Origin of the sequence: Paenibacillus sp. S-38, from assembly GCF_049942825.1 — a bacterium.
GTDB lineage: Bacteria > Bacillota > Bacilli > Paenibacillales > NBRC-103111 > Paenibacillus_G.
The window spans coordinates 5,518,006-5,540,039 of sequence record NZ_CP187970.1; the positions used below are offsets into that span (position 1 = coordinate 5,518,006).

The 22,034-nt window shown below is 58.1% G+C and carries 16 protein-coding genes and 1 pseudogene; 1 reads left to right on the forward strand and 16 read right to left on the reverse strand.

What is annotated here, in order from left to right; all coding sequences use genetic code 11:
* Positions 1-114 precede the first annotated feature (114 nt).
* The 5 genes from topA to ACP26L_RS24255 all read right to left on the reverse strand — a co-directional run bounded on the left by topA (position 115) and on the right by ACP26L_RS24255 (position 6,451).
* The gene (gene topA / locus ACP26L_RS24235; protein WP_426447119.1) at positions 115-2,217 is read right to left on the reverse strand and encodes a type I DNA topoisomerase; all 2,103 of its coding nucleotides are present in this window, start codon (positions 2,215-2,217) and stop codon (positions 115-117) included.
* Positions 2,218-2,256: 39 nt separating this feature from the next.
* Positions 2,257-3,360 (reverse strand): DNA-processing protein DprA, encoded by a 1,104-nt coding sequence (gene dprA, locus ACP26L_RS24240; protein ID WP_426447121.1) that lies wholly within the window; start codon positions 3,358-3,360, stop codon positions 2,257-2,259.
* A 347-nt stretch (positions 3,361-3,707) separates the two neighbouring features.
* Positions 3,708-4,640, reverse strand: a complete 933-nt coding sequence (gene sucD / locus ACP26L_RS24245) for a succinate--CoA ligase subunit alpha (protein WP_426447123.1) — start codon at positions 4,638-4,640, stop codon at positions 3,708-3,710.
* A 73-nt stretch (positions 4,641-4,713) separates the two neighbouring features.
* Positions 4,714-5,874 (reverse strand): ADP-forming succinate--CoA ligase subunit beta, encoded by a 1,161-nt coding sequence (gene sucC, locus ACP26L_RS24250; RefSeq protein WP_426447125.1) that lies wholly within the window; start codon positions 5,872-5,874, stop codon positions 4,714-4,716.
* 316 nt (positions 5,875-6,190) lie between these two features.
* Positions 6,191-6,451 (reverse strand): hypothetical protein, encoded by a 261-nt coding sequence (locus tag ACP26L_RS24255; protein WP_426447127.1) that lies wholly within the window; start codon positions 6,449-6,451, stop codon positions 6,191-6,193.
* A gap of 189 nt (positions 6,452-6,640) precedes the next feature.
* On the opposite strand from ACP26L_RS24255, the gene ACP26L_RS24260 reads away from it, so the two are divergent.
* Positions 6,641-8,239 carry a YifB family Mg chelatase-like AAA ATPase gene (locus ACP26L_RS24260; protein WP_426447129.1) on the forward strand — a complete coding sequence of 533 codons (1,599 nt, stop codon included), beginning with the start codon at positions 6,641-6,643 and terminating at the stop codon, positions 8,237-8,239.
* A 71-nt stretch (positions 8,240-8,310) separates the two neighbouring features.
* Here ACP26L_RS24260 and ACP26L_RS24265 read toward each other — a convergent pair whose 3' ends face one another.
* From ACP26L_RS24265 to ACP26L_RS24315, 11 genes and pseudogenes are all read right to left on the reverse strand, one after another.
* On the reverse strand, positions 8,311-8,709 hold the full coding sequence (locus ACP26L_RS24265) for a YraN family protein (protein ID WP_426447131.1): 399 nt from the start codon (positions 8,707-8,709) through the stop codon (positions 8,311-8,313).
* Positions 8,688-8,987: an EscU/YscU/HrcU family type III secretion system export apparatus switch protein gene (locus ACP26L_RS24270; protein WP_426447133.1), complete on the reverse strand. Its 300-nt coding sequence runs from the start codon at positions 8,985-8,987 to the stop codon at positions 8,688-8,690. Before ACP26L_RS24270 ends, ACP26L_RS24265 begins: the two co-directional genes overlap by 22 nt.
* Positions 8,984-11,329, reverse strand: a complete 2,346-nt coding sequence (locus ACP26L_RS24275; RefSeq protein WP_426447135.1) for a hypothetical protein — start codon at positions 11,327-11,329, stop codon at positions 8,984-8,986. The genes ACP26L_RS24270 and ACP26L_RS24275 overlap by 4 nt, the downstream gene beginning before the upstream one ends.
* 141 nt (positions 11,330-11,470) lie before the next feature.
* Positions 11,471-12,106 (reverse strand): annotated as a pseudogene (locus ACP26L_RS24280) (ribonuclease HII); the annotation flags it as partial.
* A gap of 83 nt (positions 12,107-12,189) precedes the next feature.
* Complete coding sequence (locus ACP26L_RS24285) at positions 12,190-12,834, reverse strand: YdcF family protein (protein WP_426447137.1); 645 nt, start codon at positions 12,832-12,834, stop codon at positions 12,190-12,192.
* A 166-nt stretch (positions 12,835-13,000) separates the two neighbouring features.
* Complete coding sequence (gene ylqF, locus ACP26L_RS24290) at positions 13,001-13,885, reverse strand: ribosome biogenesis GTPase YlqF (protein WP_426447139.1); 885 nt, start codon at positions 13,883-13,885, stop codon at positions 13,001-13,003.
* A gap of 41 nt (positions 13,886-13,926) precedes the next feature.
* Complete coding sequence (lepB, locus tag ACP26L_RS24295; protein ID WP_426447140.1) at positions 13,927-14,508, reverse strand: signal peptidase I; 582 nt, start codon at positions 14,506-14,508, stop codon at positions 13,927-13,929.
* Between the two features lie 96 nt (positions 14,509-14,604).
* Entirely contained in the window at positions 14,605-14,946 is a 342-nt protein-coding gene (gene rplS / locus ACP26L_RS24300) for a 50S ribosomal protein L19 (RefSeq protein ID WP_013919517.1), read from the reverse strand.
* A gap of 236 nt (positions 14,947-15,182) precedes the next feature.
* Positions 15,183-15,893 carry an Ig-like domain-containing protein gene (locus ACP26L_RS24305; RefSeq protein ID WP_426447143.1) on the reverse strand — a complete coding sequence of 237 codons (711 nt, stop codon included), beginning with the start codon at positions 15,891-15,893 and terminating at the stop codon, positions 15,183-15,185.
* Between the two features lie 477 nt (positions 15,894-16,370).
* On the reverse strand, positions 16,371-16,493 hold the full coding sequence (locus ACP26L_RS24310; protein ID WP_426447145.1) for a hypothetical protein: 123 nt from the start codon (positions 16,491-16,493) through the stop codon (positions 16,371-16,373).
* A gap of 162 nt (positions 16,494-16,655) precedes the next feature.
* Positions 16,656-21,545, reverse strand: a complete 4,890-nt coding sequence (locus ACP26L_RS24315; protein WP_426447146.1) for a CARDB domain-containing protein — start codon at positions 21,543-21,545, stop codon at positions 16,656-16,658.
* Positions 21,546-22,034: the final 489 nt, after the last annotated feature.

Consider the following 22,034-nt stretch of genomic DNA (forward strand, 5'->3'; position numbering starts at 1 on the left):
CCATGGATGGTATGGATGCTATCTTACTTGCACAGCAGGTTCCCTTAACTTCCTAAGGCCTTGCTGACATGACGAAGGCCCCAAAGGGAGCTCTCGCTCCCCTTGGAGGGCCCGTTAATCCTCCCGGTCATCATCCTTGGCTTCTTCCTTAAAGTCGCACGAGACGCATTGGATGAACGTTCCGGACTTGTTCCTCTTCTCGACGAGCAGGGCGCCGCATTTCGGGCAAGGCTGCTCGACCGGCTTATCCCACGAGACGAACTCACAGGCCGGATACCGGTCGCAGCCGTAGAAGATACGGCCTTTCTTGCTGCGCCGTTCGATGATTTTCCCTTCATGGCAGCTTGGACACGTCACACCGGTGTCTTTCACGATCGGCTTCGTATTGCGGCAGTCCGGGAAGCCCGAGCAGGCCAGGAATTTGCCGAAGCGCCCCATTTTGTATACAAAATGGTTCCCGCACTTCTCGCAGATCTCATCGGACACTTCGTCCTGGATCTCAATCTTCTCCATCTCTTCTTCCGCTACCTCAAGCCGCTTCTCGAACGAATCGTAGAATTCGCTGAGCACCCGGACCCAGTCTTCCTTGCCTTCTTCGATGTGGTCCAGTCCCTCTTCCATGTGGGCCGTGAACTCCACGTCGAGGATCTCCGGGAAGAACTCGATCATCTGCTGGATGACCAGCTCTCCCAGCTCCGTCGGGATGAACTTCTTCTCCTCGATCGCAACGTATCCGCGCTTCTGGATCGTCTCCAGCGTCGGTGCATAGGTACTCGGACGGCCGATCCCCATCTCCTCGAGCGCTTTGACGAGCCGTGCTTCAGTGTACCTCGGCGGCGGCTGGGTGAAGTGCTGCTTCGGATCGATCGCCTGAGGCTTCGCTTGGTCCCCCTGCTTCAGAGGAGGCAGGAACTTGTCGTCCTCGCCCGCATCGGCAGTCCCCTCGTCGCTGCTCTCCACGTAGACCTTCATGAACCCGTGGAATTTGATCTTGGAGCCTACCGCCCGGAACACGACCGGACCGGCATGGAGATCCACAGTCATCGTATCGAGAACGGCCGACGCCATCTGGGAAGCTACGAATCTCTCCCACACCAGCTTGTAGAGACGGAACTGATCTCGGCTCAGGTGGGCCTTGATCGACTCCGGCTCCCTCAGCACCGAGCTCGGACGGATCGCTTCGTGCGCATCCTGCGCATTCGCATTCTTCTTGACGTAATTGCGCGGTTCCGCCGGGTAGTAGGATTCCCCGTATTTGCCAGTAATGTATTCCTTGGCTTCTTCCTGGGCTACAGGCGAGATCCGTGTGGAATCCGTACGCATATACGTGATGAGACCGACCGTTCCCTCGCTGCCCAGATCAATTCCTTCATATAATTGCTGCGCTACGGACATGGTCTTCGCCGCACGGAAGTTCAGCTTGCGCGCCGCCTCCTGCTGCAGGGAGCTCGTAATGAACGGAGGCGATGGGTTGCGCAGGCGCTCTTTCTCTTTGACTTCGCTTACAACAAAATCGGATCCGCCAAGCAACGCCAGCACTTCGTTGACCTCGCTTTGGCTTTTCAGTTCCTTCTTCTCGCCGTTGACGCTGTAGAATTTCGCTTCGAACTCGGATTTGTCCGCGGCCAGCTTCGCTGTGATCGTCCAGTACTCTTCCGGTTCGAACGCCTTGATCTCGTTCTCCCGGTCGTAGATCAGCTTGACCGCTACGGACTGGACGCGTCCGGCCGACAGGCCCTTCTTGACCTTCTTCCACAGCAGCGGCGAGATCTTGTAGCCTACAAGCCGGTCGAGAATCCGCCGGGCCTGCTGGGCGTTGACCAGGTCCTGATTGATCTTGCGCGGTGTCTTGAACGCATCCTTGACGGCCTGCTTCGTGATCTCATTGAACACCACACGGCATGCATCCTGATCGGACAGCTCGAGATAGTGCGCCAGATGCCAGGCGATCGCTTCACCTTCGCGATCCGGGTCCGCCGCCAGATATACTTTTTTGACGCGCTTGCTGGCATCCTTCAGTTCTTTGAGTACGGAACCTTTGCCGCGAATCGTAATATATTTCGGTTCAAAATTCTTCTTTACTTCGACCCCGATTTGGCTTTTGGGCAGATCTCGTATATGGCCCATCGACGCTTTTACGATATATTTGCTGCCAAGATATTTGGATATGGTTTTGGCTTTTGCGGGTGACTCCACAATGACTAACGAATCGGCCATAGGTGTCCATCCCCTTTCGACAAAAAAAATGTATGATGATCAGGGCACAGTGTAGACGGCCCCGGGCAGCTCGGCGATTCGCCGCATCATTAGTAAATTTATCAAAACTGAATGCAAATGTCCAAACGTAAATCCGCTTGCCGCCAGCAGCTCATCCACATTCATCGGACGATCGAGCAGCAGATCGCAGATCCGACTCTCATCCGGCTCCAGCTCCGGCAGGGTCCCCCCCGTACCGATAATGTATGCCGAAGAAGGAAAAGATATCCGGTCCGCATACTCCTCGACAATGTCCTCCGCGCTGCTTACCAGCTTGGCTCCCTGCTTCAGCAGGGACAGCGTGCCCTGGCTCTTCGGCGAAGAGATGGGCCCGGGAACCGCGAATACGTCCCTGGACGCTTCGAGCGCCTGGTCCGCCGTGATCAGCGATCCGCTGCGCAGGGCGGCCTCCACGACAACCACACCGAGGCTGAGCCCGGCGATAATGCGGTTGCGCTGCGGGAACAAGCCCGGATGGGACTTCGTTCCCACCGGATACTCCGACACCAGCAGCGCGTGCTCGGCCATCCGGTAATACAGCCCCTTGTTCTCGGGCGGGTATATCTCGTCGATCGCGCAGCCCAGTACGGCAATCGTGCCGCCCTGCGCCTTCAGCGCACCGAGATGAGCGCAGGAGTCGATTCCCCGGGCCATGCCGCTGACCACGCAGAATCCGGCTGCCGACAGCCCTTCGCTGAGCCCTTCGGCGGCCGCCCGGCCGTAGGCCGTCGGCGTTCGGGTGCCCACCATTGCGATGCAGTCGCGCTTCAGCAGGAGCACATCCCCGCGGGCATACAATACCCAGGGGGCATCCGGCATCTCCCGCAGGAGCTCAGGATACTCCTCGTCCCAGCGGGTAATGCAGCTGATTCCCTTCTCCCGGTAGGAATCCGTCCTCTCCTCCATCAGCTCGGCGCTGAGCCCCGCCCACCCTTTGGACAGGGCGGCTGCACGGGCCGGCGTCAGGCCGGGAATCGTGAGGTGCTGCAGATCCCGGACCGTCATTCCGGCGAAATCCGGAACGTGCTGGAGTACGAGCTCAATGGTTCGGGAACCGACGCCCGGCATATGGTGCAGGGCGATCAGGATGTCGCGGTTGTTCATCTAGTATATATCCTCCTTTAAGTAGAAACAACTTTCGCCCCTCTCGGGGCCTTGTCAGCGAAAAAACAAAAAGCCCCTCCTTCCGCGTAATCACGGAAATGGAGGGGCTTCTTGCCCATCGGTGAGGCTTATGGAATAAGGAGGAGACGCCTATGATGCGCAGGCGTGATCTGTCCTTACGGCTATGCTATACCATGCTGCAGCTTTATTGCGCAGTACAACATGGAATACGCACACCTTTGCACAGAGAAGCAATAATCCCTGTGCAACGGATACGTCATTCCAAGCTTACCGCCCACTGTACAGCTTACTTGGATACAGCAGAACTTACTTCTTCAAGCAAAGTCTTACTTCTTCGTGATGCACTTCTCGAGCAGGCCTTTTTCTTCAAGGACGCTTACGAGCGTAGAGCCCATTTCGGAAGGCGTAGGAGCTACCTTGATACCGCAGCGTTCCATCGTAGCCACTTTCTCCGCAGCCGTACCTTTACCGCCGGAGATGATCGCGCCGGCATGGCCCATGCGCTTTCCTGGAGGCGCCGTTTGGCCGCCGATGAAGCCCACAACCGGCTTCGTCATGTTGGCTGCGATCCACTCGGCCGCTTCTTCCTCGGCGGAACCGCCGATTTCGCCGATCATGATGACCGCGTAGGTGTCCGGATCTTCATTGAACAGCTTGAGGATGTCGATGAACTCGGAGCCCTTCACCGGGTCACCGCCGATACCGACTGCGGACGATTGGCCGATGTTGCGCGTAGTCAGCTGGTGAACCGCTTCGTACGTGAGTGTGCCGGAGCGGGAAACAACGCCGACATGACCCGGCGTGTGGATGTAGCCCGGCATGATGCCGATCTTGCACTCGCCCGGTGTGATAACGCCTGGGCAGTTCGGACCGATCAGGCGGGTCTTCTTGCCTTCCATGTAACGGCTTACTTTGACCATGTCAAGCACCGGGATACCTTCGGTGATGCAGATCGCCAGATCCATTTCCGCGTCAACGGCTTCCATGATCGCATCGGCAGCGAATGCCGGCGGTACATAGATAACCGATACGGTTGCGCCCGTGGCTTTTTTTGCTTCTACAACGGTGTTGAATACCGGAAGGGAAGCCGTTTCGCCATTCTCGAGCTGAATGTCGATCTTCGTGCCGCCTTTGCCCGGCGTAACCCCGCCGACCATTTGCGTACCGTAGTCCAGGCCGCCCTTCGTATGGAACATGCCCACGGAACCTGTGATACCCTGCGTGATCACTTTTGTATTTTTATCAACCAAAATAGACATGTTGATTGTTCACATCCCCTGATTATTTTGAAGAGTTCTACCGACAAACCCGCTTCGGAAAAGAACTTCCGGATTACTTCACGAGCGAAACGATCTTTTGTGCGCCGTCAGCCATGGAATCAGCTGCAACGATGTTGATGCCGGACTCCGCAAGAATCTTCTTGCCGAGCTCTACGTTCGTACCTTCGAGGCGCACGACGAGCGGACGGTCGAGACCTACCTGCTTGGCCGCTTCCACCACACCGTTGGCGATCACGTCACACTTCATGATGCCGCCGAAGATGTTGATGAAGATGCCTTTTACTTTCGGGTCGGACAGGATGATCTTGAACGCTTCGGTTACCTTCTCCGTCGTCGCACCGCCCCCTACGTCCAGGAAGTTGGCAGGGTCGCCGCCGTAGTACTTGATGATATCCATCGTAGCCATCGCGAGGCCCGCACCGTTAACCATGCAGCCAATGTTGCCGTCGAGGGCGATGTAGCTCAGGTCGAACTTGGAAGCTTCGATTTCCTTCTCGTCTTCCTCTTCAAGGTCGCGGAGCTCGAGGATGTCCTTGTGGCGGAACAGGGCGTTGGAGTCGAAGTTCAGCTTCGCATCCAGTGCCATAACGTTGCCGTCGCCCGTAACAACCAGCGGGTTGATCTCGGCGATGGAGCAGTCCTTCTCAACGAATGCCGTATAGAGAGCCGTCATGAACTTCACTGCCTTGTTCACGAGTTCGGCAGGGATATTGATGCTGTAGGCCAGCTTGCGAGCCTGGAAAGCCTGCAGGCCGATGGCCGGATCGATCACTTCTTTGAAGATTTTCTCAGGGGAATGCTCGGCTACCTCTTCGATCTCCGTGCCGCCCTCTTCGGATGCCATCATAACTACACGGCCCGTACCACGGTCAACCACGAGGCCGATATAGTATTCTTTTTTGATATCACAGCCCTGCTCGATCAGCAGACGCTTAACTTCCTTGCCTTCCGGACCTGTCTGGTGCGTGACGAGGACTTTGCCCAGGATTTCGCTGGCATATGTACGAACTTCATCGAGGTTCTTGGCAACTTTGACGCCGCCCGCTTTACCGCGTCCGCCGGCATGAATCTGCGCTTTCACCACAACAACGGGAGTGCCGAGGGCTTTCGCCGCTTCTACGGCTTCATCCACCGAAAACGCGACTTTACCTTCCGGTACGGCAACCCCATACTGCTTGAGTACTGCTTTGCCTTGATACTCATGGATATTCATTTAGCAAAATCCTCCTATCGGTAATGACTTGCTCTATGGAATCGGTCCCAACGGTGAAGGAAACCTGCCCATCTACACAGTCCGCCTGCCGAAGCTTAGCTTGTCCGCAGACGCAAACCTTACTCATTGTACCACTTTTTTCTGGAGGTTTCCTTAATTTTTATGTGAAGGTTTTGATATATCTTTTTTATTACTAACAAAAAGAAAGCTTATTCCCCCCTAAGCGACAAGAGAAAACGACAAAAAAACAGCCGTGCATTCCCAAAAAGAAATGTACAGCTGCCTGGCCGGAGTTAGCTTGGATATTCCTTTGATCTTACTGATAGGATGGCGGAAGAGCCTGTCCTGCGCGGGGTTCGCGCTCCGCCTGCTTGATAAACCGCAGTTCATTGGCGCTGAAGCTGCAGACCAGACACTGAATCGTAGGCTCCATATCCGCCAGAGGCTCCTGCTCCCCCATTTCCGTCAGAGCCCCGGTAACGGCATCCTTCAGGAAGGGCTGCGCAATACTGGAGATGACGCTGAATTTGACCCGGTTGGACCGGCAGTTCGGGCAAAAATACGGTTTTTCCTGCATCTGAACTCACCTCTGGCATCATTGTCGCCAAAGCGGCGCGGAATTAAACCGGGCTCATGCCAAAAACGGGAGATTTGCGGATTGGGGATTGCGCGCTCTGTGAATGCGTATTACAATAACGACTATCAAATACAGGCGGATGAGGAAGCACCTTGAGCCATGATACCCATGGGAGAGGTGTTTTTTGTTATGTATGGAAAAGTGGTCAGCGCGTGTCTTCACGGCGTGGAAGGCAAGCTGGTGGAAGTGGAAGTCGATCTGAGCAACGGGCTCCCTCAGATGAGCATTGTGGGTCTGCCGGACTCCGCCATCAAGGAATCCATGGAACGGGTGCGGGCGGCGATCAAAAACTGCGGCTTCGTCTTCCCCCTGCAGCGGATTACGGTGAATCTGGCTCCGGCCGATGTGCGCAAGGAAGGCGCGGCCTTCGATTTGGCGATCGCTGCCGGCATTCTGATGACGAGCGGCCAAATCTCGCCCGATCAATGCGAAGGCAGGCTGATCATCGGCGAGCTCGCGCTCGACGGCTCCGTCCGGGGCGTGCCCGGCGTGCTGTCGATGATGATGAGCGCCGCTGAGCAGGGCATCGGGTCAACCCTGGTTCCGCTGGACAATGCCGAAGAAGCCGGTTGGATCGAGGGCTGTGAGACGCGGTGCATTTCGCATCTCGCCGAGCTGCGCCCCGTTCCACCGGGAGACGGAGAAATGAGGGCCGGCGCTGGGGAGGGGCCTGCGGAAGAGGACGGAATGAAGGCGAGGGACAAAGCGGGCGCAGCCGAAAAAACCGGTGCTCCGGAACCTGCACTCAGTCAGGTGGATTATGCGGATGTCTGCGGGCAGATGCATGTCAAGCGGGCTTTGATGATCTGTGCGGCCGGTATGCACAATATCTTGCTCATCGGTCCCCCGGGCACCGGCAAAACGATGCTGGCCAAACGCCTCCCTTCGATCCTGCCGGCGATGAGCGACAGCGAGTCGCTCGATGTGACGCGCATCTACAGCGCCTCCGGCAAATTCGCGGACCGCCGCCAGCTCATCCGCTCCCGCCCTTTCCGCATGCCTCATCATACCGTGTCCTCCGCCGGCCTGGTCGGTGGAGGCGGCATTCCGAAGCCGGGGGAAGTCTCGCTTGCCCACCGGGGCGTGCTGTTCCTTGACGAACTGCCGGAGTTCTCCCGGGTGGCGCTCGAGGTGCTGAGGCAGCCGATGGAGGACCGGCATGTGACGATCGGGCGGGCGAAGGCGGTGTACCGCTTCCCCGCTCATTTTCTCCTGGCGGCGTCGATGAACCCGTGTCCCTGCGGCTACTGGGGAACCGAAACCGAGCATCAGGGCTGCGTCTGCACCCCGCTGAAGGTGGCCCATTACCGTTCCAAAATTTCGGGCCCGCTTCTCGACCGGATCGATCTTCATATCGAGGTGCCCCGCATCGATTATAAGCATCTCGGGGGCTCGCTTCCCCAGCTCTCTTCCCAGGGGATGAAGGCGCAGGTGGAAGCGGCCCACAGCATCCAGAAGCAGCGGTATGCACGGCAGGGCATCACGTTCAACAGCGAGCTGCAGGGCAGGCTGCTGCGCGAACACGTCAAGCTGGACGAAGCCTCTTCCCAGCTGCTCCAACGTTCTTTCGATCTGCTCGGACTCAGCGTGCGGGCCCATGACCGGATTCTGAAGATTGCCCGCACGATCGCCGATCTCGAAGGTTCCCTGCATATATCGGCCGGCCACGTGGCAGAAGCACTGCAGTACCGGCAGCTCGACAAGAAGCTGGGTCCAGGCGGACCTTAAGCTGAAGATGGTTCAGCAAGACCGCCGCTTAGTCGCAGGATCCACAAAAAAATCCGCAGCCGCTCTCCTTGTCAGAAAGCACTGCGGATATGGTCAAGGCCCAGGATCGCACCGTCCCCCTGCGCCTCTACGGAGATGACGTCAAAGCGGATCTGGCGGTCCAGCAGGCGCTGCTGCATCAGGAACACCTGCGAGGTTGCAGCGACCTGCCGCTGCTTGCGGGCATCAATGGATTCGGCCGCCGTGCCGAAGCTCCGGTTCGATGTCCGGGTGCGCACCTCAACGAACACGACCAGCTCCCCGTCCATGAGAATGAGATCAATCTCGCCGGAACGGCAGCGCCAGTTGCGGGCCAGGAGACGCATGCCCTGCCCCCGCAAATACCGCTCGGCAGCCGTCTCCCCGGCCGCACCGAGCTGTCTGCGGTTCAGTCTGCCCCCGCTTCCCGTCATGCGTTCCCCTTTTTCCATTCACTGGCCCTCCGGTCCGAACGATACACAAATGACAGCACTTCAGCCACAAGCTGATACAGCTCGGAGGGGATCTCCTGGTCAATGTCAAGCTTCGAGAGCACCTCCACGAGAGAAGGGTCCTCCTGGATCATCACGCCGCTTTCCTTGGCCTTCTCCACGATCGCTTCGGCCACGCGGCCCTTCCCCTTGGCAATAACCTTCGGCGCTCCGCCGGCTTCCTTGTCGTACTTCAGGGCGACCGCCCGTTTGACCGATGTCGGCTGCTGCTCTTTCATAAACGGATGTCCACCCCCTTGTACGGCTTACGGTTATAGAGCGCCGTTCTTTGGTCCGCCGTCATCGGTCTCTGCGGGGAAGAGGAAGACCCCGGATCACCCTCAGAAGCCGCCCCCGTTCGCTCCGGATACGGTGAGACTTTCATCGAGATGAACTGGTAGCCGATCGCTTCCATTCCTTTGGCAATCTCGCCCTTGAAGGAGTCCAGCAGCGTCTGCATCACCGGATCATCATTGAGGACATGGAGGCTGACGATCCGGTTCACCACCTGCACATCCACCATCGTATCGCCCAGCGACTTCATCTGAAGATCGAACACAAGGCGGCAGTTCTCTTCATCCAGCTTGCCGTTCTTCCCTTTGCGCGACTGGATGTGCACGGCCGCCGTCTGGTCGCCGTTCGGGTGAAGGAGCGGGACAAACAGCGTAATATGCGAAAACATAGCCGTCCGGTCCTGGCTCAGCATCAACTGCTGGCCGGTAATCTGCTGCACCGCCTGCTGTGCCGCCTCTTTCAGGGCCGCCGGCGTATCACTCGACTGCGCCAGCTGCATCAGCGCGCTTTTCAGCGAATCGGCCGGTTTGGGGGCCTCGGCAGCACCGGCAGCTCCAGGTCCGGACGGCTCCAGCAGCCTGACCGCCTGCTGCTCATGCTCCACGCCCAGCGCCTTCATCAGCCGGTGCAGCATCGCCCCGCCTTCCGGCGCTCCCCGCTGCGCGTCGGCCGGCGCAGCTTGCGCCTCTGCACCAGGCGCCGACTGCGTCCCCGCGCCCGCCGCTCCGCCAGGCGCTGCCTGCGCTCCTGCGCCTGCCGCTGCGCCCGGCGCCGCCTGCGCTCCCGCGTCTGCCGCTGCGCCCGCTCCGCCTGCCGCCGCCTGCGCTCCCGCACCCGCCCCCGCGCCAGCTCCGCCAGGCGCTGCCTGCGCTCCCGCGCCTGCTGCTGCACCCGCTCCGCCTGCCGCCGCCTGCGCTACTGCGCCTGCTGCTGCGCCAGCTCCGCCAGGCGCTGCCTGCGCTCCCGCGTTTGCCGCTGCGCCCGCTCCGCCTGCCGCCGCCTGCGCTCCCGCACCCGCCGCCGCGCCCGCTCCGCCTGGCGCCGCCTGCGCCCCAGCTCCTGCTGCTGCGCCCGCTCCGCCTGCCGCCGTCTGCGCTCCCGCGCCTGCCGCCGTCTGCGCTCCCACGCCTGCCGCTGTGCCAGCTCCGCCAGGCGCTGCCTGCGCTCCCGCGTCTGCCGCTGCGCCCGCTCCGCCTGCCGCTGCCTGCGCTCCCGCGCCTGCTGCTGCGCCAGCTCCGCCTGCCGCCGCCTGCGCTCCCGCGTTTGCCGCTGCGCCCGCTCCGCCTGCCGCCGCCTGCGCTCCCGCGCCCGCCGCCGTGCCAGCTCCGCCTGCCGCCGCCTGCGCTCCCGCGCCCGCCGCCGCGCCAGCTCCGCCAGGCGCCGCCTGCGCTCCCGCGCCCGCCGCCGCGCCAGCTCCGCCAGGCGCTGCCTGTGCTCCCGCGCCTACCGCTTCGCCTGCCGCAGCCTGCGCTCCCGTGCCTACCGCTGCGCCCGCTCCGCCTGCCGCCGCCTGTGCTCCCGTGCCCGCGCCTGCCGCTGCGCCAGCTCCGCCCGGCGCCGCCTGCGCTCCCGCGCCTGATGCCGCGCCCTGCGGCTGTGCGGTTTCGCCCGCTTCCGCAGCTCCGCTGAGCACCAGCCCGGCCGTCCGCACCTGCTCCAGCAGGTTCCTGACATTCTCGAGCAGCGCACGGCTATGCGGAGGCAGGCTCGTGCCGTTCAATTCGCTGTCCACCAGCTTCGCCAGGCTATCCACCACTTCATGAAACGGCTGTCCCTGCACCGCCTGCCGAATCGAATTCACCGTATCCGGCGTCAATGGAAGCCCCTTCTGAAAAGCAATCACCGCCGAGGGCAGCACATCCTTCACCTGGGTGCCCTGGGGCATGGACTTCATCAGGTCCGCAAAAGCCTGCACGTTCTCCTTCGTAAGCGATACACCGCCCTGGTGCATGCCCTGGACAAGCTGCCGGTTTGCCGCCGTATCCTCCAGCCCTACGGTTTTGAGCACTTCGCCGAGCGATTGATCAGCGATCTGCACATGGGAGGACTGCAGCGGCTTCAGTACGACCTGCCCTCCGCTAGACTCCGGCTGGACCTGCAGCATCGTGACCTCCCCTTGCTTCAGAGGCGTCTCAAGCTGGGCCCGCACCTGAACCCCTCCGATCGTAAGCACGGCTTCCGTGTCCGAGACCGTCTGGGTGACCATGCCCTTGACGACCTGGCCCACTTTCAGCTCCAGGCTCTTCGGCTCCGAACCCTGCGCGTCCCCGATCAAGTTTCGCATCATGCCGCTAATATTCATGTGTCAACCGCCCTTTCCTGTTCCGATGCCAATAGAAGGAAAGCCGGCGGGGATGATCTCCCTGCCGGCTTCCAGTCCGGTACCTCTATTATCGGCAATTCACGCAGGATGTTTCAGCGTTTTTTCTCAGAACAGGACACCCTGCTCCACTTCCTCTTCCTCGCCCGTCCCCAAAAGCTTCCTCAAGAACAAGCTCCGGTGCATGGAGGTCGGACCGAATTCCAGGATCCGCTCCCGGTGAAATTTCGTCGCGTACCCCTTATGGTCCGCCAGTCCATACCCCGGGTACTCCTCGTCCCACTTCAGACACATCCGGTCCCTTGTCACCTTGGCGATGATCGATGCCGCGGCGATGGATTGGGACACCGCGTCCCCGTGGATCAGCGACATCTGTTCGATCGGCACATTGACCTGTTCCGCATCGACCAGCAGGTAATCCGGTGTCACCTCGAGACTTTTGACCGCGAGCTTCATGGCCAGCAGCGATGCCTGCCGGATATTGATTTTCTCGATCGTCTCCACATCCACGATGCCGACGCCGACCGCTATCGCTTCCTGACGGATCACGTCATACAGTTTGTCCCTTTTTTTGGCGCTGAGCTTCTTCGAGTCATTGACTTCTTCGAGCACGAGTCCCTGAGGAAGAATAACCGCCGCAGCGACCACATCACCGAACAGGCAGCCCCGTCCCACTTCATCCACACCGGCCACCAGACGGTTGCCGAGCGACCATACCGATTGTTCATATTCCAGCACTTTGTTCTCACCTGCAGCCTTTAATCCGTTGCTTTCTTCTGTCTCATTATACCGCGGCCGCCAGCATCTGCCTATCCTTTTGGCGCAAGTTACCATCCCCGCAGCGGCTTGGTGATCACATAACCGATATCATAGAATACTTCTCTCAGCCCAAAAGGAACCTTCGTCCGCCAGCTCCGGTACACGGTGGTCGGGGCTGCCGACGCATCCGCCTCCATCCCCAGATCCTCGGCCATCCGCATCGACCGCCTCAGGTGCAGCGGATCGCTGACAATCGTATAGCTCCGCAAGCCATGGGAGGTTCCCAGCGCAAACGCGTATCTCAGATTCTCCTCCGTAATCACGGAACGGGTTTCGATCAGGATATCGGCCTGCGGCACACCTTGCTCCAAAGCATACCGCTCCGCCGCTTGAGACTCCGCCACCACGCCCTTCTCACCTCTTCCACCCGTAAAAATGATCTTCCGCACCAGCCCCTCTTGGTAAAGGGCTATCCCGTGACGAATCCGCTCTTTGAATACGGGAGACGGCTCCTCCCCCCACACCGCCGCTCCCAGCACGACCGCCGCGTCCGACGGCAGCCTCTTGGGACCGGGATCATAAGTCCAAATAAGCCAAGCGTGCCACCCAACCCAAACAGTGGCCAGCACGGCCCCTGTCAGGCACATGCGAAGCAGCCCCCTCCTCTTGCGGGGCCGCTTCATTTCCCTTCCGCCCTTCTCATTCCCAGCCATCCCAATGTCTCCTTTGGCTGTACGCAGCTCGCTTTCCCTATAAGGACGGAATGCATGGCGCCTCAGTTCAGTCCGGCTCATATCCCACTTGTATCCTCATTTTTTAGTAGATTAACAGAATCGACCCAACAAAAAAAGCAGACCCTCTCAAAGGTCTGCTCACTCTCTATTCGGCAGTCGCCATGATATCCTGCGGCGTTTCCAATGTAATCCGTCCCAGCTTGCCTGCCCGCAGCTCTCGAAGGATTGCCAGGGAGGCTTTCTCGAGATCGACACGGCCGCCGCTGACCAGCGCGCCGCGCTTGCGTCCCACCGCTTCCATCAGCTCGACAATCGCATCGGTATCCTGTGGATCCTCCGGCAGCTTGTCGATGCCGAAGCGCTCCTTGAGCGACTCACCGTAATGCTGTGTCAGGTACCGCATGGCGAACAGCGCAATCTCCTCCGGGTGGAGAATCTCTTCCTTGATTGCGCCGGTAGCGGCCAGACGAAAGCCGACCGTCTGATCCTCGAATTTGGGCCACAAAATCCCAGGCGTATCAAGAAGCTCCATCTCGGTGCCCACTTTAATCCACTGCTGGCCTTTGGTCACACCGGGCTTATCGCCCGTTGCGGCAATCTTGCGGCCGGCCATCCGGTTGATCAGCGTCGACTTGCCCACGTTCGGGATACCGACAATCAGAGCACGGATCGCGCGGGGCTTGATGCCTTTACGAACCTGAGCCGCAATTTTTTCGGAGAGCAGGTCCTTGCTCCGGTTCATGATATCCTTCACCGGATTGCCGCCGATGGAATCGATCGGCACCGCATTCAGACCCTTCTCGGCAAAGTAGGCCACCCATTCCTTGGTCTTCTCCGGATCCGCCAGATCGCTCTTGTTGAGCAGGACCAGACGGGGCTTGTTCAGCAGAATCTCATCAATCATGGGATTGCGGCTGGAGAGCGGAATCCGCGCATCCAGCAGCTCGATCGCCAGATCGATCAGCTTCAGCTTGTCTTGAATTTGACGACGGGCCCGGGTCATATGGCCGGGAAACCATTGAATCGTCAAGGCAGTCACCTCATCTTTCTTACCTCAGCACAGTTCTATCATTATTTGGAATGAACCAGGCTGATCTTGTCAAACGGCCAGAAAATCAAATCCGCCCGTCCCACAATCTTCTCATATGGCACGAAGCCTACACTCGGGTCGCGGCTGTCAGAGGAATTCGAACGGTTATCCCCCATGACGAAAATATTGCCTTCCGGCACGGTCTGCTCCGAGAAATTTCGCATGTTATAGGGTCTGCCTTCTTGCTTCGCCTTATCCAGCGCTTCCTTCAAATACGTCTCATTCACGAGCTCATTGTTGACGTACACCTGATCCCCTTCGACCCGGACAGTTTCCCCGGGCAGCGCGATGACACGCTTTATGTAATCTTTATCCGTTGGCGCGTGGAATACCAGCACTTCGCCATGCTTGGGGTCCGTAAAGCGATATATAAACTTATTCACAATGAGCCGCTCACCAGTCTCAAAATTCGGCTGCATCGAAGGTCCTTCGACGATAAACGGGGCAAATACGAGCCAGCGGATGATAAACACAAGACCTGCGGCAAGCAGCAGCGCTTTGATCCATTCCCAGGCTTCGTTTTTGACAGGGGTTGATTTTTCAACGGTTTGGTCCTGCTCCATTTGCTCTCTGCCCTTTCATTGGAACTGAAATTAGTCGTAAGACAACCAAAAAGACAAAACGAAAAGGGGCTTGGTACCAAGCCCCTGTTGTTCGTCTTATCGAATTTCTTTGATTCTAGCTGCTTTACCGCGCAGACCGCGAAGATAGTAGAGCTTCGCGCGACGGACTTTACCACGGCGAGCCACTTCAATCTTCTCAATCTTCGGAGTGTGCAGTGGGAACGTTCTTTCAACGCCGACACCGTAAGAAATTTTTCTTACTGTGAATGTCGAGCTGATTCCGCCGCGGTGACGCTTAATAACAACGCCCTCGAACAGCTGGATACGCTCACGCGAACCCTCGATAACCTTAACGTACACTTTCAAAGTGTCGCCTGGACGGAAATTCGGCAGGTCGGTGCGCAGTTGTTCCTTTGTGATCTCCTGGATCAAATTCATGGATGACTCCCTCCTTCCACACAGGTGTTCATGCCGCTCATTCTGTAGTTCTTCGTTGTTACGTGCAGAGGACCACCGTTTTCGGACGCATGCCCATATGGGCAATTTGTCACAACGTTTAATATCATAGCACATCCACACAGGAAATACAACTAGCATTAGGAGAAAGAGTCCAGTATTTTCATATGAACCTCATAGAGCCACTCTTTTCTGCCCCATGCTTACGAATACTCCCTCTAATGGCGGATTTGCTGCACAATCACTTCATATATGCTTCCCCGGATTCTTACCTGAACGTCGGTTGTCTGCACGTACCCGTTGGACCATTCCACCGTGAAGCGGAAGAGGCAGGTACTTCCGTCTTTCAGCATCCGGTGATGCTCCGTATTGAACAGCTCGCCGGTATAGCGCCCGTTCCCTGCCGCAAGCAGAACGGACGGCTCCCCCGTTTCCATAAGAACGGCGGTCACCCGCTCGGCTTTGGTCTTACTGCTCCCCGTATCCGTGACCCGCGCTCCGAGCACGAAAGCCTCGCCGGCCCAGAACACGTCCGAGGCCCGCTCTGCATCCGCATGCTTCGCATTCCAGGCCAGCCGATAAGCCTCCCACTCCGGCGTATGCGTCACTTCTCCCGTCAGCTCCAGCGGCAGGGCCTCAAAGGAATACGTCTGTGAATACACTCCACCCCGGCCGTCGGTCACCGTCAGCCGCATAGTATAGCTTCCCTCAGGCAGCGGGCCATAGGTGAAGGCCTTCTCCGATCCGGACGGCAGCCCTGTCCACTGCTGGATCACTTCGACCCCCCCGCCCTCATAGCTGCTCTCAACCACAACGCTCAGCGGATCGAGATCCGGGTCCGAGGCGGTAATCCGAAACAGCGGTGTATCATGCTCATAAATCGGCGTATCAAAATACAGCTGCCCTGCCGGAGGCCTGTTAATGATCATCCAGGCCTGCGGCGACCAGTCGGATTCCGCTCCGTATTGATTGGAATAGGTAAGGCCTCGAGAAGCTCTCTCCGCCCTTTCCCCTCCACCGCACCGTGCATGCACGTTTCCGTGCACACGGCGCTCCATCTTCTGTACCGCAGAAGACTTGGGGCTGTTCCTCCATGCCCGTTACAGGCACTTCACAGGTCGTGCCCCTGCTCTCACAAGGATGAATGCATTTCGGCCCGGGCCTTATAGCAACCGTCATCTCCCCGTCTGCGGGCCTCATGACGTCCCCTGCTTTCCTTGTTCCCTGCCCCCCTAGCTATCCGTGCCATCCTTAGGTACTGCCTCTGGGCCTGCGGGCTGGCTGCCGCCATTGTCCGGCAGAGCGGCTTTCCTATGGGACGATCGTACTCGCCGCCACCCGCGCCAATCTCTTGGCCGGCATGTTACCATGCCGCAAAGCTGTAGACCCTTTCCTTCGGCCGTTCGTCAGACCGGTGCTCCGGTCATTCTTACCGTAGATGGCTTTTTCAGCCGTCCGGCATATCGGTCCGCCGGCCGCTGATCTGTCAGCAGCCCGGCCTCCCTTCTGCCGACTTCACCTGGCTTCATACCAAGGCGCCCTGAAGCGCACTTCGCATGCAGGAGTATTAACGAGACCCGGCGGGGAAAACATGGCTCCCCCGCCGCGTTCTTCGGGAGCAGAGTTAGGCTTTCCTGTATGAAAGCCCCTGTCCTTTCCGCCGGCACCGCGGATTCAAGCGGTGCCCGGCGTTATGGCAGAACAAGTCGCACATCCCATACTTTGACTCTGACTCTTAATTTTTTTCCGGCCGGCAGATCCTCCGGCACCCCCCAGCTTGCACTGTTGTCGGTGGTGTTCTGCGGCCTGCGCCCGCTGTCGAGGATCATGACGTTATTGGACTCATTTGTGATCTGGAGCTGGTAGGCGGTGAACACAGGTGACGGATCGGGATCCGTCTGGCTCCACCTCAGCACTGGCTGTGTTGTGTTCAGCACCGTAGGCTCATCCTGCGTTCCGTAAGGGTACGTCATATAAGCCGCCGGCGGCCGGTTGGTCTGCATCCAGCCGATGTTCGACCAATTCGACCAATCCGTCCCGTCGCTGACCCGCACCTGCACCTGGTATTTCCTCCCCATGGCCAGGTCCGTGTCCAGCGCCCAAGACCATCCCGTCTCGTACGTATCCATCGGACGGTTGGTGAGACAGCGAACGCAGGCCCCCGACTCGTCCTTGATGGCGATATCGTAGACGGAGAATAAGGTGTTCGGATCGGTGTCCGCCTGGTTCCACGTGATCGTCGGCCTCGCTCCCACGAAGGTCGGCGCGGCCTGCGTGCCGGCAGGATACGTCAGCGAAACGGTGGGCGGCACATTGGTGACCGGCATGGTGACCTCGACCGTCACCTCATACCAGTCGCTCCACGCGCCGTATTCATCTTTGACCGCCTGACGGACGGTATAAATCCCGCTTTCGGTCGGCCTGGTCAGCTGTCCGTTTTTCAGTATACCGCCCGGTGTGGTATAGTTCCGCTTGCGCTCGATGACCCCCCGGGTTGCCGCATAATCGATCCCGGTTGGTTCTGTGGAGTACTGACTGCCGCTGAGCCAACGGTCAGGGTCCCGGCTCGCATCGCTCCACCAGACCGTGCCGTCGGTATTAATCCCCAGCGTGAACTCCGATATCGGCCGGCGGTGCACGATAAGCGTCTGGCTTTTCACATCCGAATACTTCCGGTAGGAGGCAAAAGCGGCATTCGGATACCGGAACGGTTCCGGCGCCGGATCATCCGGCATCGAATACTCCACCCGGTACACGCCTACCTTATCCATCGAGGCGTGTGGAGACGTGACCGTAGAACCATGGTACGCCGAGAGTCCGGAGAAGCCGTCTCCTGCGTCGAGGAATTTGCTCGGGTTCGTGTGAACATACGTCCAGCGGGTGAGGTCTGCGATGCCTGGGTCATTTTCCTGGTCCCAATAGCTCTTCACATATTCAGCCGGCGTTCCGACGATTACTGTGTTATGCGTCGGGTTTGATTCCCCCGTATAAGCAGTCGAAGCAAAGTTTTTAAAAGCGACGTATCTCGTTTCGGAGTAGGGACCGTACATCCCCGCCGAACCGAAGGTCGTATCTTCCGCTTCGAGCAGCGGTACTCCATTGACATAACCCTTGAGACGGGAGCCGTTCATTTTGAGCCTGACGTTCACATAAGCCCCGAACTTGACCGGATAAACGACCTCTTTCAGCACCGTACGCTTTCCATCCACGAGTTTGACGAGCTTGGATTTCTTGTTGGACACTTCAAGACGGTACATATTGCGATGATCCGTCATCCGGCCCGACACGCCATAAGAGGCGATATCCGTACCCGAGTCATAGTTCAGCTTGAACGCAGCCGAGATTTCGCCGTTCATCAGAGTTTCGGACGGATTATAAAATTGCCCGTAATTGGCAAGGTCCGCACTCTCGCGCTCGGCGTCTCCCTTGATGATCCAGGCCTGGTAGCTGAACGAGCTGTCGAGATCCCATGCGACATGGACCATAATCGAGCCGTCAGCCATGATTACCGGTTCTGCCGGAGTGCCCCCGGTGCTCTTGCCTGCAATTTTGGCGATGGGCCTCAAATCCAAGTCATATTCGTAAAGGGCGATGTTCGAAGCATCGTTCCTGGCAAACATGATTTTGTGATCGGCTGTCAGTGTCGTCGCATAGCGGTCACTGCCATAGTCATACTCGGAATCCTCCTTGTCGTACAGGGAAGGTCCCAAGTAGGTGCTGTACTCGCTCAACGAGCGGAGATCCAGCGTATGAAGATAGCTGTTCTCATAGCGGGATTCCTCGTTCTCCCCTGTAACATAGGCCGAGAAATAAACCACCCGGTCATCCGCAAACCCGGCAATCATCGCTTCGTTGTCCGCGATCGTTTTGATCAAGGCGCCTGTAGTGTTATCGTACACTCCTGTACCGACGATGAGCTTGGAGTTATCCCCCGAAATATAGCGGATCCTTCCGTTGTAGATGGAAGGCACCCAGTAATAAGGCGTGCTGTAGACGGAAGGGATGGACCAGATTACGCCTCCGCCGGGTGTTTTTTTCTGCAGGTCGCACACATTCTCGTACTTGGCTTCGCTGTAATAGCAGTTGTAACTGTATACATTGCCTGCAAAGTCTGCACCATAGATCCTCGGATTACCGCCGTACAGGTCCGTGTCGGACAAAATGACTTCATTCGCCGTTCCCCCATAGATCACTTGGGGCGGCGCCCCCACTTGGTACAAGGGCTTCGGAGCAGGCTCGATCCAAACGTTCGACGGCGGGAGAGTCGGAGGCCGGTCCGGATTCGGTTCGGAGAATTTGACGTACTCCTTGAGGTAGTACAGATAATTCGGTTTGGCCGGCACCGTGCTGCCGTCCATCCGGGAAGAGGTCTCGATATCGGCCAAGCTGTACACGTAGGTATAGTAGTTGTACCCCCCGGAAGAACCGGTATGCCGGTCGCTGGCAACGAACTTGACTCGCCCGAGCTCATAATTCACCGTCGCCTTGTAGTTGTTATTCCAGTAGCCCGATCCGTCCGTCATCACCCCATATTGAGGCAAGTAGGAGGTTGAGGTGCTGTTCGTGTTGACCCACGTGTTCCCTGAACTCCCTACGAAGACGTCAGGCTTTACCATATTCCCAGCGCCGCGGCAGTAGTCCCAGCTCAGGGGACAGCTCCACTTCAGCACCCGCTGGGTCAGGCTGCGGTCCAGAATCGAGAGGCCTTGACTGTTCACCGCCGCTGTCTCCAGCGCCCCTTCCCCGGCGTTGTAGAGATACTCCTTGCCCTTCTCGGCCCTCGATACCGAGGAGGTTTTCCATGCATTGCCCAGCAGTACCGCAGTATCAAAGCTCTTCGAGATCATCTCCGGCGGCTGAAAGTCCGAGCCCTGCACATAAAAATCAACCTCCGGCGCTTCGTTGACGATCTCGAAGGTGAAGGAGCCTCTTGCGTCCTTTTTGTATCCCAGCGCTTCCTTTATATAAATGTCGATACTGCACTTCCCCACCCTGGTCGGGTTAAAGGTGAAGTTTCCGAAAGCATCCGGCGCAATGCCGGCCCAGGACTCATCCGCATACGAGCCGTTGTTATTGCTGTCGCACGCCAGCTTCACCTGATGCGTCTCAATCAGATCGTTGTCCGGACTGTAGGACGTATCTTTGAAATACATCGTGCTGCTGCGCACGCCATACCCCGGATTATCGAGCTGCACCACCGGCGGCAAATCCGGCTGGACGATTAGGGTATCCCGGGCCGGCTGCAGAGACTTCAGGCCGTCATGGTCCTTGACCTCCAGCGTGATAGGCACAGGCCCTGCGGTCGGGTACATGCTCTCTTTGCCGGTCCACAAGCATTCGGAGATTTTTCCGTTCTTCTTGGGGCTGTAGCTTTTGGCGCAGGAGATGTCGGGTGTAAAGGTTCTGCCCTCCACCACCTTGGGAGGCAGCGTGATGATGGGCACCGGGTTCGGCGCCACGACTTCAAGCCTCGCCGTCTTGGGACTGCCCTGCCCTCTCGCTCCCCGGGTATCGGTTGCGGTGACCTGAATCTCATGCGTGCCGAGCACATCCGCTATGACCGGGCCAAAGTGCGGATCATATTCCCACCAGCCCTTATCTTCCGCCACCTTGCGGAGCCATTCGCTCGATGATCCTCTGAAATCGAAATAATAGATGATGCCGTCATCCTCAGGATCGTACGGCGTCTTAGGAACGGTGCTAGGATCATGGATGATCCCCAGATCTACACGATCCCCAAGCACAACCCGCTGCACGGGAGGGTATTCGTAGCTGTTGCCCCCGTCAAAGAACCCCGGCTCGTACACCGGACCTTCGTTGCCATCCGCAGGCAGGACCACCTCAAAGCTCTTGGGTCCCGACGTGACCTCCGTTCCGCAGGTGGACTTCACCTTCATCGTGACATCGACCCGCCCCGCTCCCATCCCTTTCGGATACGGCGGACCGTTGAAGCCCTGCGCATTGCCTTGCGTCGTCGTGAAAGTGTGGGTCAGACTGCCCTGTGTGTACGTCCACGTCACGGTGGCCAGCGCACAGCCCTCCCCGCCGGTGATGGAGATGTCCGGCTGAAACGTATTGTCCTCCCCATACGGCAGCGTCGGTGTGATAAGGATTTTGAAATCGGCGGTCACGATCTCGGGACCGCCGGTTGTGGGACCCCCGCCGCAGGAGGCCACGGCGGTAAACCGTTCGGTTAGTGCGTTGTTCGAACGGTTCTTGTCCTCTGTCACGGCTTGATCGGGGTCCACCACTAACGTGAAATCGACCGGAGCCGTATGCGTGAATTTGTAGGTGAACGTCCCGGTGAGCAGGACTCCGTTAGCGGCACCTCCCGAGACGGTGTCTGTCTTGAGCACCGTAGTTCCGTTCGCTCTGAGTTGGACCTTGAACGGCACTGCCGTGCTGTCTCCATCGTTGCGGTAGGCGTACTTGAACGTAACCGTGTCGTTGACCGCGATGCAGGCCGTATCGGTTTTGAGCGAAACCGTCGACAGGTCGGGCGTCGTGGGAACGCCGTAGGTGATGTCGATGTAGCCCTCGTAGACGTAGGTTTTGGCTTTCCATAGGGTGTCGACCTTCATATAATAATTTCGGTCTTCTCCATATGGAGCAGATCCTTGAACTGTTTCAAAATCTACGAAATTACCAAAAAGCTTACCGTTAAGGAGCCTTCGTATTTTGATCATTCCTGTTCCTGCTATTTGGCCTTTTCCCCAAGCATAAGGCTCTGGTTTCGGCCTACCATCTGAATAATCTGAACCTGTTGCATCTGTTCCACCATAAATCTCTATAGAACTTGAAACTAAATCTTTTGGATAAAATTTTGGGTCTGGCACATCACCAGTTGAAGTTGGTTTTTTTAAATGAAAACTAGCTGGAGGGCTAGCAAAATAATCTGCAGTTACGGCATAACCTTCTTTGTTATAGTCCGGTATATCATCCTGTACTCCTGAAATAGCGTAAGAATATCTAAGGTCGTAACCTCCCTTGCCTGGTTCCCCATAGTTGAATGTTGCCCCAGTAGTTCTATAATTTCCTGTTGGACGAATTAAGCCAGGAAAGGTTGTTAC